The sequence below is a fragment of the Conservatibacter flavescens genome, from assembly GCF_002795425.1.
GTDB lineage: Bacteria > Pseudomonadota > Gammaproteobacteria > Enterobacterales > Pasteurellaceae > Conservatibacter > Conservatibacter flavescens.
The window spans coordinates 64,691-80,895 of the sequence record NZ_PHHA01000026.1 but is presented as its reverse complement, the minus strand read 5'-3'; the positions used below and the strand labels follow the sequence as shown (position 1 = coordinate 80,895).

Sequence of the window (16,205 nt, the reverse complement as noted above, 5' to 3'; positions counted from 1 at the left end):
TTATTTTTCAGTTACTAATAAATAACCACGTCCACGTAAGGTTTTAAACCAAGGTAAATCATCGTTACGTAATGGCAATTTCTTACGAAGATTAGACATATGCATATCAATGGCGCGATCAAATGGAGTTAAACGCTTACCTAAAATTTCCATGCTGAGTAATTCACGAGATAGAATTTGGCCTGGATTACGAATAAGAATTTGTAATAAAGCAAATTCAGTACCAGTTAAATCTAAATCACGACCTTCAAAGATGGCTTGTTGGCGGCCTGGATGTAAAGTGACACCACCAAACTCTAATTGTTTGCGATCGTCTGCGCTATTGATATCAATATCTGGGGTTGCTTTAAAGTTCGTGCGGCGTAAAATGGCTTTAATGCGCGCAACTAATTCACGATCGTTGAACGGTTTTGGTAAATAGTCGTCGGCACCTAGCTCTAAACCTAAAACGCGATCAATATCGTCACCACGCGCAGTTAACATTAAAACAGGCGTTGTATATTTTTGTCTAATTTGTTTAAGCGCTTCAATACCATTTAGCACTGGCATCATGACATCAAGTAAGACTAAATCATAACTTAGATCTAACTTTAATAAGGCTTCTTCACCGTTGTGGGCAACCTCAACGTCAAATCCTTCCATATTAAGTAAATCAACTAATAATTCGGTTAATTCAATGTCATCATCGACCAATAAAATTTTAGGCATAAATTTTCCTTTATTACGTTGTGGAGCAAATCGTCTTTCCCATTTAAGTGTTGTCAATTATTGCAAAATTTGACGATAACTAAAATTTGTGTTCTTTAGCCAGCAGGGCTTTTGTCTATTTTCTTCAAGTTAAAATATAAACAAGATGCAACAGGTTTTAAGACAAACCTTGTCAGAAAAAGTTCATTTTTTTCTTTACAATTTATACGTCTTGTCAGGAATAAACAATAAGCGAAAATGGTTAGTTTTGCAAATAAAAAAGTGACACAGTGTATTTATCTTTGTGTATAGAATATTTTTAAATATTACAGATATGGGAACACGAAAATGCGCGCACTGCTTGGGGAATATTCGCGTTTGAATGGCGGTGAGAGGGGGATTCGAACCCCCGATGCACTTTCGCACATACACGCTTTCCAGGCGTGCTCCTTCAACCACTCGGACATCTCACCGCAGGGAATACTTTTCACTAAAAGTAAGGTCGCAAAATATAAAGGGTTATCTTGTATTCGTCAAGCTTTTTTCGCTGATTTTAGTGATGAGAAGTAATATTTCCAATCAAAATACTGACCGGGATCAATTTTTCGCCCAGGCGAAATATCACAATGGCCAACGATTCTATCTAATGTAATGCGTGGGTAGTGATGCATAATATAGTCTGTCAATTTTACTAAGGCTTGATATTGTGGAAGTGTAAATGGTTGTTCATTACTGCCCTCTAATTCAATACCAATGGCAAAATCGTTGCATTTTTCACGGCCATTAAAGCAAGATAATCCAGCATGCCAAGCGCGATCATTGAAATTGACATATTGTGTGATTTCCCCTTGTCGGTTAATTAAACAATGTGCAGAAACACGCAATTCCTTGATCTCTTCAAAATAAGGGTGGAGGGACGGATCCAACTTGCCTTGGAAAAAATCATCAATATACGTTCCGCCAAATTGTTCAGGCGGCAAACTGATATAGTGAATCACTAATAAGGAAATGTCTTGTTTATCGGGGCGTTGATCGAAGTGTGGTGAGGGAATTTTACGCACATTGGGTAACCAGCCTTGTTCTTCGTTTTTCTTTATGTTTTGTCTCATTATTTTTTCCATTTTGCGATCTAGCTTCCAAAAAGTGCGGTGAATTTTCAAAATATTTTTCTTTTTTTATGGGAAGAGGGCAAGATTTTCGTCATCAAACACCATGTTATTTAACGTTTATTAAGGAATCAGTATGAAAATATCTCGTAATCACAGTCACTTTTATGGCTTTAAAAAAGGTTTTACCTTAATAGAACTGATGATTGTAATTGCTATTGTGGCTATTTTAGCGACTATAGCAATACCGTCTTATCAAAATTATACCAAAAAAGCAGCCGTATCTGAATTATTACAAGCTTCAGCACCATATCGCTCTGAAGTGGAGCTATGCGTATATAACACAAATAGTGTGACTAATTGTAGTGCAGGACAAAATGGTATTCAGACAAATATTACGGATTCAGGGAAAAAATATTTAAAATCGGTCACTACACTCGGAGGAAAAATTACCGTCGCGGGGCAGGGCAGTTTAGACGGGGTGAATTATAGTCTGACCGCTAGTGGAAATGCCTCGCAAGGTGTGAGTTGGTCTGCGACTTGTAGTGAGCCGGAATTATTTCCAGCAGGCTTTTGTACTGTCCCAGTAGGACCGTAGGTGAACGCTGTGGACTATTTGCATAGCGATAATGTGTCTATCATTACGGCAGTAAATGGAGAAGAATTTCAAATTTCACCTCATTTATGGCAAAAAAATCAGCAACAAGAGGCAATGTTATTACGTTATTTAGCATTGCCGCTACGTGAGGAAGAAAATTGCTTGTGGCTGGGTGTAGATTCTTTAACCAATTTAACCGCTTGTGAAACGTTCGCATTTTTAACCGGTAAGATTGTGGAACCGGTATTGCTAGATAATGCCTTGTTAAGAGAGGTGTTACAAAGTTTAAGCAAGCAAGATAATGTTGTTGATGAATCCATACCGATGATTTATCACTCGGAATTATCACATGAGGAAACCCACAAGCCAGATGAACCTGTGATTCGATTATTGGATAATATTTTTGAGAAAGCATTAAAGCTAAGAGCTTCTGATATCCATTTAGAGCCACAGCAGACAAAGATGCAGGTACGTTTTCGGATTGATGGGGTATTACAAGTGCAATCACCGATTGCGAAAAATATTGCCAATCGCGTGATTTCGCGTTTAAAACTATTAGCGAAGTTGGATATTAGTGAAATGCGATTGCCACAAGATGGGCGCTTTCATTTTAAAACAACTTTTTCGGATATACTGGATTTCCGTTTATCTACATTGCCGACAAATTTAGGTGAGAAAGCGGTATTGCGTTTACAGCAAAATAAACCTGTTTCTTTACAATTTTCTGAACTCGGTATGAATGAGTGGCAGCAGCACAAATTCAAACAAGCACTGAATCAGCCGCAAGGATTAATTTTAGTCACGGGGCCAACAGGCAGTGGCAAAAGTATTTCGCTTTATACCGCACTTCAATATTTGAATACATCAGAAAGACATATCATGACAGCAGAAGATCCTATTGAAATTGAATTGGACGGTATTATGCAAAGTCAGATCAATCCACACATCAATTTAGATTTTAGCCGTTTATTGCGGACTTTTTTGCGTCAAGATCCGGATGTGATTATGTTAGGAGAAATTCGTGATGAAGAGAGTGCGGCTATGGCGTTACGCGCGGCACAAACGGGTCATTTAGTGCTATCGACCTTACATACAAATGATGCGGCTTCTGCTATTTCTCGTTTACAACAATTAGGGATTAAATCCCATGAAATCGAGAGTAGTTTATTACTCGTCATCGCACAACGATTACTACGTAAATTATGCGCAAAGTGCGGTGGGAATTGGGAAAAAAATACTTGTGATTGTTATCAAGGTTACGTGGGGCGAATTGGTGTTTACCAATTCTTACAACCAGAGTGGAATAAAGATAAATTTGCGTATAAAACCGACTTTCAAAATTTGCGAACAAGCGCTTTAGCAATAGTAGACAAGGGATTAACGAATTTATTGGAAGTGAATCGAATATTGGGGGCTGTAGATGAAGACTAAATTAAAATTATTTCATTGGAAAGCCATAAACCGTTTGCAGCAAAAACAGCATGGAATCATTATTGCGGAAAGTCGAACCATCGCTGAAAGAGCGTTGTTTTCTCGTCATTTACAGCAAGTTAAATTGCAGCGAGATTGGTCATTTTTTAGCAAACCTAAGCCGTCGGAGATTTGTGATCTTATTTCACAGTTAGCTATTTTGTTGAAATCAGCTGTTTCTTTGAAGAATAGTTTGCAGATATTGAAACAAAATTGTATGAATATCGAACTTAATCAGTGGCTGCAAAATATCTTGCAGAGCATTGAAAGCGGTCTGTCTTTTGCACAAGCATTACAACACCATGCCCGTTATTTAACTCATCAAGAGCGTCAATTGATTCAAGTGGGCGAAATGACAGGCCAATTACCTGAAGTATGTCAGCGCATAGCCAAACAGCAGCAACAGAATGTCGCATTGCAACGAAAGTTGCAGAAAATTTTGCTTTATCCATTATTAGTACTGGGGATTTCTCTGTTATTAACGGGTTTATTATTGCTATTTGTTGTCCCGCAATTTGCAGAAATGTATGCCAATAATCAGGCTAAATTGCCGATGTTCACTTTAATTTTGTTGCAAATTTCCGACATATTACAGCAATACTGGTTTGCTTTGTTAAGTGTATTTATCGTGTCTATTTGGGGAATTCGATGGTTATTACAGCGTTCATTATGGCTAAATAAGCAAAAAGTGCGGTTCATTTCGCAAGTTTTTTTACTCAAAGATATTGTTAAATTGGAGAGATTGATCCGGTTTTCCAATGCATTACAACTTATGTTGCAATCAGGCGTGCCTTTAACACAGGCGTTATTTTCTTTTTTACCGACACAACAAAGCTGGCAACGGCAACAATCTGTTCCACAAGGCGATCTTGTTCTAATTGAAGAGGTGAAACAGATTCTCAATTGGGTTCAACAAGGATATAGCTTTTCTGAAAGTGTCAGTAGTGAATTATTTCCTTATCAGGCACAACAGATGTTGCAGGTAGGAGAGAAAAGTGGCCAGTTGGGACTGATGTTACAACAAATTGCAGTCAGTTATCAGCAACAACTAGAACATAAAGTTGACTTGCTTTCTCAGTTGTTAGAACCCGTATTAATGTTAATTATCGGCGGATTAATTGGTCTTATTATGCTAGGTATGTATATGCCCATTTTTGATATGGGGGCGATGATTCAATGATTATATTTGGCGTGTTATTGGGGGGAATAATAGGAGTATGGATCCGATGGTATTTAATGACATTTTCAGCCCGTTTAATGGACGATATTCAACAAAGTTATCAAGAAATATTTCCTCAAATGCCACCGCACTTTTATGCGTTACAAGCCACGTTATCACCGATTAAGTGCGGTCATTTTTTTACCTATTTTTTTAGTGGTGGGAGTGTTTTTTTACTCCTGTTTTTAGGGATCGATGATTGGCAATTGGCCTTGCTATGTGGTATTTATTGTTGTTTATTATACAGTATTGCAACAGTCGATTGGCATTATCAGTTAATTTCCCCAACTGTATGTCGATTATTACTGAGTCTAGGGCTGTTATCTGCTTGGTATCAAATTAGCCCTTTATCTCTTGATGCTGTGATGACGAGTGTTTCAATCGGATTTACCAGTTTTTATGGCCTGTATTATCTTTCAAAGTGGTATTATCAATATGAGGCTTTAGGGCGAGGAGATTACTGGCTTATGGGAGGATTAAGTAGTTTTGTTGCTTGGCAGTATTTGCCTTTGCTCGTTTTGGTTGCGTGCATATCAGGTTTGCTATATGTCGGCGTGAACGCTATAAAAGGGCGCAAGGTGACTTCCATTCCTTTTGCGCCTTTTCTCTGTTTCGCCGGTTTGATTATGGGGTTGTGGTCATTATTACATCCAACCCAATTGGCTTAAAATCACAATTCCAATAGCAGAAATAAATAATGAACCGATAGTTGTTAATCCGATAATATTCGCTGCAATCGTCGCATTTCCACCCATGCTACGCGTCATGACATAACTTGCAGAAGCAACAGGGGTGGCAGAGACTAAATAGATAATACCAAGACTCATTCCTTCCAAGCCCATGGCTTTAGCCATAAACACAATGACTAAAGGCGCGATAATAACACGCCCGATACTTGACCACACAGAGACAGCAGATGTGCTAAACAATCCTCTAAAATTGAGACTTGCACCAGCGCAAAGTAAGGCAAGTGGCAGTGTGATATTCGCAAGATAATTTGCTGTGCTCAATAATGGTTTTGGCAAACTAAAGTGCATTTTATTGAAAAATAAAGCAATAATAATCGCGATAATGAGAGGGTTTTTAATCAAGCTTTTTAGTATGGCAAGAATATTGGTTTTCCCTTGCTCTGAAAGGGAGCGAGTTAAGGTTAAAACGGCCAATACATTGTAGAGTAAGGTAATTAATGCTACATAAACAGCTGCGGCAGCAAGCCCAGCAGTGCCATAAGCATTGGCACATAGCGATAATCCCATAATCCCAGTATTCCCACGAAACACGCCTTGTACAAAGATGCCCCGTTCTTTGCGATTAGGGATCATTTTAGCCGCAATAAACTCAGCGCCAAAAAATAACAATAATGTTGTAAGGACTCCCACTAAAATACTGAGGGCTTGTGTGTGGTAGTTTATTGGGTTTGTGGCGATACCTAAAAATAACAATAACGGAAGTGTGACATTAAAGACCAATCTAGAGGCTTGATCACAAAATTTGTCATCAATTAAGCGACGATTGCGCAAAAAAATGCCGAGTAATAGCATTAAAATATTTGGCAAAAAAACAGTGGCTGAAAACCCTAGTGAGTCAAGAAGTTCTGCATTCATTGTACACCCTATATAGAAAAGAGGGGATTGGTACAACAATCCCCATGGGAATTATAAAGTCATCGCAGCAATCCAACCAAAAATCATTAATGGGATATTGTAGTGAATAAAGGTTGGAACCACTGAATCCCAAATATGATCATGTTTACCATCAGCATTTAAACCTGAAGTTGGACCTAATGTTGAATCTGAAGCAGGAGAACCCGCATCGCCCAGCGCAGCTGCTACGCCAATGATGGCAACAGTGGCTAATGGCGAAAAGCCAAAAGATAAACAAAGTGGTACATAAATGGAGGTAATAATTGGCACAGTGGAAAAAGATGAACCGATTCCCATTGTGATAAGTAATCCAATGAGTAGCATTAAGAACGCGGCTAAACCTTTGCTGTCTGAGCCTAAACCTTGACTGAAAGATTCAACTAGCTCAGAAACGCCACCGGTTGTATTGATGACATTTGCAAAGCCAGAAGCTGCGATCATGACAAAGCCGATCATCGCCATTAAGCGTAAGCCTTGTTGGAATACATCATTACTTTCTTTTAATTTAAACACGCCTCCAGCAGCAAAAATAATTAAGCCGACCATTCCCCCAATAATGGTAGAACTGGTAAAGAGTTGGATAGCGAAGGTGGCAATAATTGCAAGGAAACTAATACCGATATGGAATGGTTTAATATTGGCAATATGGGCTTCAAGATCCGTAGTTGTTAATTCAGTATTCATCGCAACATAGTCACGTGGTTTACGATAGCTAATAAATACCGCTGTGAGTAAGCCGATAATCATACCAATAACAGGGATCAACATCGCTAAGGAAATATCAGATACAGAGGTTTGTAGCCCTAATGGTGCGCCGACTTGATTGATGTTTTTCATCAGTACACTTTCAATAAAGATTTTTCCAAAGCCGACAGGCAATAACATATAGGTAGCCGTCAAACCAAAAGTCAGTACACAAGCCACTGCTCGACGATCAAGGTTCAATTTATTAAAAATATTTAATAATGGAGGGATCACAATTGGGATAAAGGCAATGTGTACCGGTAAAAGGTTTTGTGAGGAAATAGCAAATAGTAGTAGAATCGTCAAAATAAGGTATTTAAAACGAAAAACGGCACGGCTACTTGGTGTGTGGCCTAAGCGTTTGATAACTTTGAATGCTAATAAATCGGTAATGCCTGATTTGGATATAGCGACAGCAAAAGCGCCTAGAATGGCATAGTTCATGGCAACTTCAGCGCCACCACCTAAACCATTGGTAAAAGATTTGATGGTTTCTGATATATCTAGTCCACCACATAACCCGGCAGTAATCGCGGAAATAACTAATGCGAGTACGACATTAATACGCAGCAAGCTAAGTATTAGTAATACCATGATTGATATAACAACTTCATTCGAAAATAGCATTGAGGCTCCTAGGATAAAATAAAAGTCTATGTTTAAATGTACTAAAAAAAAATGGTTTGTCTAGAAGTTTGAAAAAAAAGACCGCACTTTTATGTTAAAAAAACAGTCTATTGATTTTTTAGCTTAGGGGAAAGCCTCCTAGCGTTTTTAAACGGTTGACCATAAAACAAAATAATTCTGCTGTTCGCTCGGTGTCATAAAGAGCGGAGTGCGCTTGTTTGCCATCAAATTCGATTTGTGCCGCTTGACAGGCCTTGACTAATACGGTTTGCCCAAACATAAAACCGCTGAGTGTTGCAGTATCGAACATGGAAAATGGGTGAAATGGATTGCGTTTAATTTGTGTCCGCTCAGCAGCAGCCATAAGAAAACTTTGATCAAAAGCAGCATTATGAGCGACGATAATTGAACGCTGACATTCAGCGCTTTTTTGCGCTTTGCGTACCATTTTGAACAGTTCGCTTATTGCAATATCTTCGGGTACCGCACCGCGTAGCGGATTATGAATATCAATTCCATTAAATTTTAGAGAATCAGGGTTAATATTTGCCCCTTCAAAAGGTTGAATATGGAAGTGACATTTTTGATCAGGGGATAAAATGCCGTGTTCATCCATTTTTACAGTGATCGCCGCTAATTCCAGTAGGGCATCTGTTTTGGCGTTAAATCCTGCCGTTTCAACATCAATAATCACAGGAAGATAGCCACGAAAGCGATTTTTTAACAAATTAAAATTAGTTGGTTGTTCGTTAGTCATAGTATCAAGAAAGCTCCGCATACAACATATAAAAAGAGGTATGCGGAGTATAAGATTAATTACCTAATGCGGATTTGGCGCTTTTATTTTCAATAAACTCAATTTTATAACCATCTGGGTCTTCCACAAAAGCGATAACGGTTGTTCCGCCTTTGACAGGGCCGGGCTCACGGGTAACTTTCCCGCCAGCAGCGCGTACGGCTTCACAAGTTGCATAGATATCGTCGCAACCAATCGCGATATGGCCAAATGCAGAACCATGATCATACTCCGTGACACCCCAGTTATAGGTTAATTCGATAACCGCAGATTTGTCTTCATCTTCATAACCTAAAAATGCGAGAGAATATTTATATTCAGGGTTTTCGCTTGTACGTAGTAAACGCATACCGAGTACATCTTGATAAAATTGAATAGCGCGTTGTAAATCACCAACACGGATCATAGTATGTAAAATTCGCATAATAAATATCCTTTTAGTTGAGAGAAGATCAAATTCATAGGAATTATGGCATAGTTTTACTAATAAACCTATAACTAAAATTGTCTGTCAAGGTAGGCGGTTTATGGCAGTCCATGTCTGTAGAGAAAACCGATATTACGGTTCTGATGAAGAAACAAGATGTCATGATTGTAGGCGAAGGAGTATGACAAGCCTGGTATAAGTATGTCTTTTCAAAAGGAAAATGAATCTATTTTTGCACTCAATTATTTAGAGAGTTTTATAAAATTATGGCATAATTAGTGCAATAAATTCGTTTTTAATGGAAACATTTATGTCAGATGAAAAAACTTCGTCATTTTTGACCGCGCTTTTTGGGATTTTTCCCGTGTTATTCTTACTTTGCTTAGATTTGGTTGCCATGTTAGAAGGGTATACTTTTGAGCGTGCGTTATCCCATTTTGCTTTTGCGATTTTAGTTGGACAGTTAGTTTGTCAAATTGTATTTTGGAAAGGGGACATTTGTCTTGGGCAACGAGGACGTTTGAGTAAGATTTGTCGTGGATTTCTCTTGTTTTGGGGAATTTGGTTTGGAATCAGCTTATTTTCGAATTACCATTTTGTCCTGACAGATGTGATGTGTTTGTGTGGCGTGGTGATGAGTTTAACGATATGGAAACAACCACAAGAAGAGAATGTACGTAATAACGTTTTAATGATGGGCTTTATTGCGGGTATTTTTGGTATGGCGGCATATTTGTTAATGTTAAGTTTATTACCGAGTCTAGCCTGGTTGCAATTTAACCCATTAACACAAGCAATCACAGGAATCATCTTAGCTTATATTGCATTAGTTTTATCTAAAAATCGCTTACAAGCTTTCATTGCGTTGTTGCCGTTTATTGGCGTAATGTTGCTATTATTGAATGCGGTGATGACGTTAATTTTATTATGGCTCAGTGCTGCGGAGGTTTCACAATCTTTTGGCCTCTATGGTGGGTATTTTGGTTTACACCTGATTTTATTAGCTTTTTTCACACTTCCTATCTTGAAAAAAACGCAGCTTAATTATACCGCACTTTTATTTACTTTAGGTGTGTCGGTATGTTTACCCAATATACTTATGTTAGTTTAGGAATTAAAGCATGAACGTGATTATTACAGTCGACGGGCCAAGTGGTGCGGGTAAAGGAACACTTTGTTACGCATTGGCAGACAAATTAGGTTTTAATTTGTTAGATTCAGGGGCAATTTATCGTGTCACAGGGTTAGCAGCTTTGAAAAAAGGTGTTGCATTAGATGATGAAAAGGCTTTGGCTGAGGTTGCCCGTCATTTGGATTTACAATTTATTCCCCAAAATGGTGAAGTGACAGTTTGGCTTAACAGCGAGGATGTGAGTCAGCAAATTCGTACGCAGGAAACTGCGGATGCCGCATCACAAGTAGCTGTTTTTCCATTGGTGCGAGCTGCTTTATTACAGCGTCAACAAGATTTTGCCACTGAAAAAGGATTGGTGGCTGATGGTCGAGATATGGGAACGGTAGTCTTTCCTCATGCACAAGTGAAGATTTTTTTAGATGCGAGCGCAGAAGAAAGAGCAAAAAGACGGCTCAAACAGTTGCAAAACAAAGGAATTAATGGTAACTTTGACGAGATTTTAGCCGAGATTAAGGCGCGAGATTTTCGTGACCGAAATCGTGCGGTCGCGCCATTGGTTCCAGCCGATGATGCATTGTTGTTAGATTCAACGGTATTATCTATTGAACAGGTGATTGAAACAGCCCTGAATTATATTCATCAACAATTAAAATCACTATAATCTAACCCGTTTATTCATGGAAGGATAGACATTTATTATCAGCCCCACTTTTAATGGAATGTAGAGTGGACGTTATTATTTATTAAAAAGAAGATTAAAAAATGACTGAATCTTTTGCTCAACTATTTGAAGAATCATTAAAAGACCTTGAAACTCGTCAAGGTTCAATCGTTAGCGGTACTGTTGTTGCTATCCAAAAAGGCTTTGTACTTGTTGACGCTGGTTTAAAATCAGAATCTGCAATTCCTGTCGAAGAGTTTTTAAATGCTCAAGGCGAATTAGAAGTACAAGTTGGCGACGTTGTTAATGTAGCTTTAGACGCAGTAGAAGACGGTTTTGGTGAAACAAAACTTTCTCGCGAGAAAGCTGTACGTCATGAATCTTGGATTGAATTAGAAAAAGCATACGAAGAACAAGCTACTGTTGTCGGTTTAATCAACGGCAAAGTGAAAGGTGGTTTCACAGTTGAGCTAAACGGTGTTCGTGCATTCTTACCGGGTTCTTTAGTGGATACTCGCCCAGTGCGCGATACTTTGCATTTAGAAGGCAAAGAATTAGAATTTAAAGTAATTAAGCTTGATCAAAAACGCAATAATGTCGTGGTTTCTCGTCGTGCGGTTATCGAATCAGAAAATAGCCAAGATCGTGAAGAAATTCTAGCGAACTTAGCGGAAGGCGCAGAAGTGAAAGGTACAGTTAAAAACTTGACCGATTACGGTGCATTCGTTGATTTAGGCGGTGTTGATGGTTTATTGCATATCACTGATATGGCTTGGAAACGTGTTAAACACCCAAGTGAAATTGTTAATGTTGGTGATGAGATCACAGTTAAAGTATTGAAATTTGACAAAGATCGTACTCGTGTTTCTTTAGGTTTAAAACAATTAGGTCAAGACCCATGGGTTGCGATTGCTGAAAATCACCCAGTAGGTAGCAAATTAACTGGTAAAGTAACTAACTTAACAGATTATGGTTGCTTCGTTGAAATTTTAGACGGTGTTGAAGGTTTAGTTCATGTTTCTGAAATGGATTGGACAAATAAAAACATTCACCCATCTAAAGTTGTGAGCCTTGGCGATGTTGTTGAAGTGATGGTGCTTGAGATTGATGAAGAGCGTCGTCGTATTTCATTAGGTTTAAAACAATGTAAACCAAATCCATGGCAACAATTTGCTGAGACACACAATAAGAATGATCGTGTTGAAGGCAAAATTAAATCGATTACTGACTTTGGTATTTTCATCGGACTTGAAGGCGGTATTGACGGTTTAGTACATTTATCTGATATTTCTTGGAATGTACCAGGTGAAGAAGCGGTTCGTTCATACAAAAAAGGTGATGAAGTTGCCGCTGTAGTATTACAAGTTGATGCAGTAAAAGAACGTATCTCTTTAGGTATCAAGCAATTAGAATCAGATCCATTTACTAACTTTGTAAATGATACTAAAAAAGGTGCAGTATTAAGCGCGAAAGTAGTTGAATCTGATAGCAAAGGTGCTAAAGTTGAATTAGATGCAGGTGTTGAAGGCTTTATCCGTGCAGCAGACTTAACTGATGAAGTTAATGCTGGTGATGTAGTTGAAGCAAAATATACTGGCGTTGATCGCAAAGCGCGTATTGTTCACTTATCTGTTCGTGCAAAAGATCAAGCTGAAGAAGCAGCAGCGGTTGCAAATGTGAATAACAAACAAGAAGAAGTTGCTATTCCAAATGCTATGGCTGAAGCTTTCAAAGCTGCTAAAGGTGAGTAATTAACGTTCGATTAACGGGTGTAACTCACTCGCTATATGAGGAGAAAATTATGACTAAATCTGAGCTTATTGAAAATCTGGTGGCTAAAAACCAGAATCTCCCGATGAAAAGTGTTGAAAATGCTGTAAAAGAAATTCTTGAACAGATGTCTTTATCACTGGAAAAAGGTAGCCGCATTGAAGTGCGTGGTTTTGGTAGCTTCTCATTACACTTTCGTCAACCGCGATTAGGACGTAATCCGAAAACGGGTGAACAAGTGAAATTAGAGGCAAAATGCGTGCCACACTTTAAAGCGGGAAAAGAGCTGAGAGAGCGCGTTGATGCGCAAGCATAATTTAACTCACTAATAAAAACGACACTTTAGGGTGTCGTTTTTTGTTTTTATTATCATTTTTTGCTATAACCTTGTAGCTATTTTTGGCATAATGAAGCTATTATTTGTGTTATTTGAAAAGGGGACAATATGTTGAAGTATATTTTAAGCTTTGTGATCGTATTAGCCATTATTCTTGTTGCCGTGACAATTGGCGCGAATAATGATCAAGTTATTCATTTCAATTATATCGTGGCGCAAAGTGAACTTCAGCTTTCAACTCTCGTCGCTATTCTATTTGGCTTAGGGCTTATTCTTGGTTGGTTGATTACTGGATTCTTTTATTTAAAACTGAAGATTAAAAATATGGCATTAAACCGTCAGGTCAAACGCCAATCACAGCAAATCAGCGAACTCACTACAGCGCGTAAGGCTGCGTAGTGATGCTTGAATTACTTTTCTTGCTTTTGCCTATTGCGGTGGCCTATGGTTGGTACATGGGACATCGTAGTGCAAAGCGAGATCAGGAAGATATTAGTAATAAACTATCCCGTGATTATGTCACAGGTGTGAACTTCTTGTTATCTAATCAACAAGAGAAAGCTGTTGATTTATTTTTGGATATGTTACAAAAACAGCAGTCCGAAAATGAAATTGATAGCGGTTCACAGTTTGAAGCAGAGCTGACATTAGGTAATTTATTTCGTTCGCGTGGTGAAGTTGACCGCGCTTTGCGGATTCATCAAGCTTTAGATCGTAGCCCTGATTATAGTTTTGAGCAAAAATTGTTAGCAAAACAACAATTAGCAAAAGATTTTATGACGGTAGGTTTTTATGATCGTGCTGAAAGTTTATATATTATTCTAGTAGATGAGCCGGATTTTGCGGAAGGTGCTTTACAGCAACTTGCTAAAATTTATCAAAAAACAAAAGAATGGAAAAAAGCAGTCAATGTGGCTCAAAAGTTAGCACAAATAGCGCCAAAAGAGAATAATATTGAATTAGCGCATTATTATTGTGAATATGCTAATGAGCTGCTGAGAAATGGAACAGGTGAGCCTAAAACACTATTAATAGAAGCGCTCAGAGTTTCACCTAGCTGCGCCCGAGCTTCTATGTTACTTGCTTCGGTGTTGATTAAGGAAAGTGACTATCAAAGTGCGGTCAAAAACTTAGAAAATATTTTACAACAAAATCCGGCTTATATTGGGGAGGTATTAGATACCTTAAAATATTGCTATCAACAACTTGGGCATTTAGAAAATTTTGAGTTATTTTTAATTCGCGCGAGTCAGCAAGTGAGTAATAGCAGTATTGATCTAGCATTGGCTGATTTAATTGAAGAGCAAGATGGACGAGCTTCAGCACAAGCAAAACTTTATCAGCAATTGCATAAAAATCCAAGCATGTATATTTTTCATCGTTTTATCCAATTCCAAATTGATGAAGCAGAGACTGGGCGAGGAAGAGATAGCCTGATCTTGTTGCATAAGATGGTAGGAGAACGTATTAAACAAAGCTTTAGTTATCGTTGTACGACTTGTGGCTATCACAGCCATAAACTCACTTGGTGTTGTCCGTCTTGTCGTCAATGGGAGAGTGTTAAACCGATTCGTGGTATAGAGAATTAATTAAGAGGAAAATCATGGACAGTAAAGTTATTGTTGCTTTAGATTATGAAACCGAACATGAAGCTTTAGCATTAGTTGACCAAATAGATCCTAGCTTATGTCGATTAAAAGTGGGTAAAGAAATGTTCACAACCTTAGGTACTGAGTTTGTTAAACAGTTGCACAGTAGAGGGTTTGATGTATTTCTTGATTTAAAATATCATGATATTCCAAATACGGTAGCAAGAGCAGTGCGCTCAGCGGCAGATCTTGGGGTGTGGATGGTTGATTTACACGCTAGTGGTGGTTTGCGTATGATGGAAGAAGCCAAGCGTATTTTAGAACCTTATGGTAAAGATGCGCCTTTGTTGATCTCAGTCACAGTGCTGACGAGTATGGAAGATGTAGATTTATTACAAATTGGTATTAATACTTCTCCAATGGAGCAAGTCATGCGGTTAGCTCGCCTTACTCAGCGCGCAGGGTTAGATGGTGTAGTGTGTTCTCCACAAGAAGTTGCCATTCTACGTGAAATTTGTGGCGCAGATTTTAAATTAGTCACGCCGGGTATTCGTCCTGAAGGAAGTGATGTTGGCGATCAACGTCGAGTGATGACCCCTTCAGAAGCTATTCAGGCGGGTTCTGATTATCTTGTTATTGGACGTCCAATTACCCAGTCAACCACGCCAGTGGAAGTATTGAAGAAAATTAATGCGTCTCTTGGGTTAAGCTGAACAATCCTATGACGAGCGAATTAGTATATTCTACGGAAAGCGGGCGTATTAAAACCAAAGCGCCCGAAACTCCGCGCCCTAAAGGTGATGGTATTGTACGTATACAACGCCAAACCAGTGGAAGAAAAGGCGCGGGTGTTTCATTAATTACTGGATTAGATTTATCGGATAGTGAACTTAAGCTATTAGCAGCTGAACTTAAAAAACGCTGTGGCTGTGGTGGTTCGGTGAAAGGTGGAGTGATAGAAATTCAAGGTGAAAAGCGAGATTTGTTAAAACAGCTATTGGAACAAAAGGGATTTGTCGTTAAGTTAGCTGGTGGATGATGATTCTCTCATTTTATTACTATAGCCTCGTAATGACATTACGGGGTTTTTTATTATTTAAGGGAGAATGACTGAAAACGTTAGAAGCTAAAATGGTGCCCCCAACAGGACTTGAACCTGTGACCAATCGATTATGAGTCGACTGCTCTGACCAACTGAGCTATGGGGGCTTATCAGTGTGATAAGTGCGGTCATTATAGTGAAAGTTTTATGTGAAGTCTAGGTGATGTTTTTTGAATGATTGAATTTCAAGCAAAAAAAAAAGCCTTTCCAAAAAGAAGAAAGGCGAAATATTTGGAGTCATACTTTTTTAGGGTATGGACTTCATTATATACATTTCTGTAACATTTGCAATGA

The 16,205-nt window shown here is 38.5% G+C and carries 18 protein-coding genes and 2 tRNA genes; 12 read left to right on the top strand and 8 right to left on the bottom strand.

Annotated elements, in window-relative coordinates; all coding sequences use genetic code 11:
• From cpxR to ampD, 3 genes are all read right to left on the bottom strand, one after another.
• Positions 1-708: an envelope stress response regulator transcription factor CpxR gene (cpxR, locus tag CVP05_RS10370; protein WP_100289496.1), complete on the bottom strand. Its 708-nt coding sequence runs from the start codon at positions 706-708 to the stop codon at positions 1-3.
• 362 nt (positions 709-1,070) lie between these two features.
• A tRNA-Ser gene (locus tag CVP05_RS10365) sits at positions 1,071-1,160 on the bottom strand.
• Positions 1,161-1,220: 60 nt separating this feature from the next.
• On the bottom strand, positions 1,221-1,796 hold the full coding sequence (gene ampD / locus CVP05_RS10360; protein WP_100289495.1) for a 1,6-anhydro-N-acetylmuramyl-L-alanine amidase AmpD: 576 nt from the start codon (positions 1,794-1,796) through the stop codon (positions 1,221-1,223).
• Between the two features lie 133 nt (positions 1,797-1,929).
• On the opposite strand from ampD, the gene CVP05_RS10355 reads away from it, so the two are divergent.
• From CVP05_RS10355 to CVP05_RS10340, 4 genes are read left to right on the top strand one after another with little or no spacing between them, the layout of a single operon-like run.
• Complete coding sequence (locus tag CVP05_RS10355; protein ID WP_100289494.1) at positions 1,930-2,391, top strand: pilin; 462 nt, start codon at positions 1,930-1,932, stop codon at positions 2,389-2,391.
• Positions 2,392-3,822 (top strand): GspE/PulE family protein, encoded by a 1,431-nt coding sequence (locus CVP05_RS10350; protein WP_100289493.1) that lies wholly within the window; start codon positions 2,392-2,394, stop codon positions 3,820-3,822.
• Positions 3,812-5,041: a type II secretion system F family protein gene (locus tag CVP05_RS10345; RefSeq protein WP_100289492.1), complete on the top strand. Its 1,230-nt coding sequence runs from the start codon at positions 3,812-3,814 to the stop codon at positions 5,039-5,041. Before CVP05_RS10350 ends, CVP05_RS10345 begins: the two co-directional genes overlap by 11 nt.
• A gap of 56 nt (positions 5,042-5,097) precedes the next feature.
• Positions 5,098-5,748, top strand: coding sequence for a prepilin peptidase (locus tag CVP05_RS10340; RefSeq protein WP_165773152.1), 651 nt, complete (start codon positions 5,098-5,100; stop codon positions 5,746-5,748).
• Here CVP05_RS10340 and CVP05_RS10335 read toward each other — a convergent pair.
• The 4 genes from CVP05_RS10335 to gloA form a co-directional block, all read right to left on the bottom strand.
• Positions 5,725-6,684, bottom strand: a complete 960-nt coding sequence (locus CVP05_RS10335) for an AEC family transporter (protein WP_100289490.1) — start codon at positions 6,682-6,684, stop codon at positions 5,725-5,727. The two genes, CVP05_RS10340 and CVP05_RS10335, sit on opposite strands and share 24 nt — an antisense overlap.
• A gap of 51 nt (positions 6,685-6,735) precedes the next feature.
• Complete coding sequence (locus CVP05_RS10330) at positions 6,736-8,094, bottom strand: Na+/H+ antiporter family protein (RefSeq protein ID WP_100289489.1); 1,359 nt, start codon at positions 8,092-8,094, stop codon at positions 6,736-6,738.
• Between the two features lie 118 nt (positions 8,095-8,212).
• Positions 8,213-8,851 (bottom strand): ribonuclease T, encoded by a 639-nt coding sequence (rnt, locus tag CVP05_RS10325; protein WP_100289488.1) that lies wholly within the window; start codon positions 8,849-8,851, stop codon positions 8,213-8,215.
• Positions 8,852-8,906: 55 nt separating this feature from the next.
• Positions 8,907-9,314 carry a lactoylglutathione lyase gene (gene gloA, locus CVP05_RS10320; RefSeq protein ID WP_100289487.1) on the bottom strand — a complete coding sequence of 136 codons (408 nt, stop codon included), beginning with the start codon at positions 9,312-9,314 and terminating at the stop codon, positions 8,907-8,909.
• Positions 9,315-9,627: 313 nt separating this feature from the next.
• Between gloA and CVP05_RS10315 the strand changes: the two genes are divergently transcribed.
• From CVP05_RS10315 to yciH, 8 genes are all read left to right on the top strand, one after another.
• The gene (locus CVP05_RS10315; RefSeq protein ID WP_100289486.1) at positions 9,628-10,428 is read left to right on the top strand and encodes a hypothetical protein; all 801 of its coding nucleotides are present in this window, start codon (positions 9,628-9,630) and stop codon (positions 10,426-10,428) included.
• 10 nt (positions 10,429-10,438) lie between these two features.
• Entirely contained in the window at positions 10,439-11,113 is a 675-nt protein-coding gene (cmk, locus tag CVP05_RS10310) for a (d)CMP kinase (protein WP_100289485.1), read from the top strand.
• 101 nt (positions 11,114-11,214) lie between these two features.
• Positions 11,215-12,864 (top strand): 30S ribosomal protein S1, encoded by a 1,650-nt coding sequence (rpsA, locus tag CVP05_RS10305; protein WP_100289484.1) that lies wholly within the window; start codon positions 11,215-11,217, stop codon positions 12,862-12,864.
• Between the two features lie 50 nt (positions 12,865-12,914).
• On the top strand, positions 12,915-13,199 hold the full coding sequence (locus CVP05_RS10300; protein ID WP_100289483.1) for an integration host factor subunit beta: 285 nt from the start codon (positions 12,915-12,917) through the stop codon (positions 13,197-13,199).
• Between the two features lie 129 nt (positions 13,200-13,328).
• Positions 13,329-13,619 (top strand): LapA family protein, encoded by a 291-nt coding sequence (locus CVP05_RS10295; protein ID WP_100289482.1) that lies wholly within the window; start codon positions 13,329-13,331, stop codon positions 13,617-13,619.
• A gap of 2 nt (positions 13,620-13,621) precedes the next feature.
• Positions 13,622-14,809, top strand: a complete 1,188-nt coding sequence (gene lapB, locus CVP05_RS10290; protein WP_100289481.1) for a lipopolysaccharide assembly protein LapB — start codon at positions 13,622-13,624, stop codon at positions 14,807-14,809.
• 14 nt (positions 14,810-14,823) lie between these two features.
• Complete coding sequence (gene pyrF / locus CVP05_RS10285; protein WP_100289480.1) at positions 14,824-15,522, top strand: orotidine-5'-phosphate decarboxylase; 699 nt, start codon at positions 14,824-14,826, stop codon at positions 15,520-15,522.
• An 8-nt stretch (positions 15,523-15,530) separates the two neighbouring features.
• On the top strand, positions 15,531-15,848 hold the full coding sequence (yciH, locus tag CVP05_RS10280; protein WP_100289479.1) for a stress response translation initiation inhibitor YciH: 318 nt from the start codon (positions 15,531-15,533) through the stop codon (positions 15,846-15,848).
• A 93-nt stretch (positions 15,849-15,941) separates the two neighbouring features.
• Here yciH and CVP05_RS10275 read toward each other — a convergent pair.
• Positions 15,942-16,018, bottom strand: a tRNA-Ile gene (locus CVP05_RS10275).
• Between the last annotated feature and the right edge of the window lie 187 nt (positions 16,019-16,205).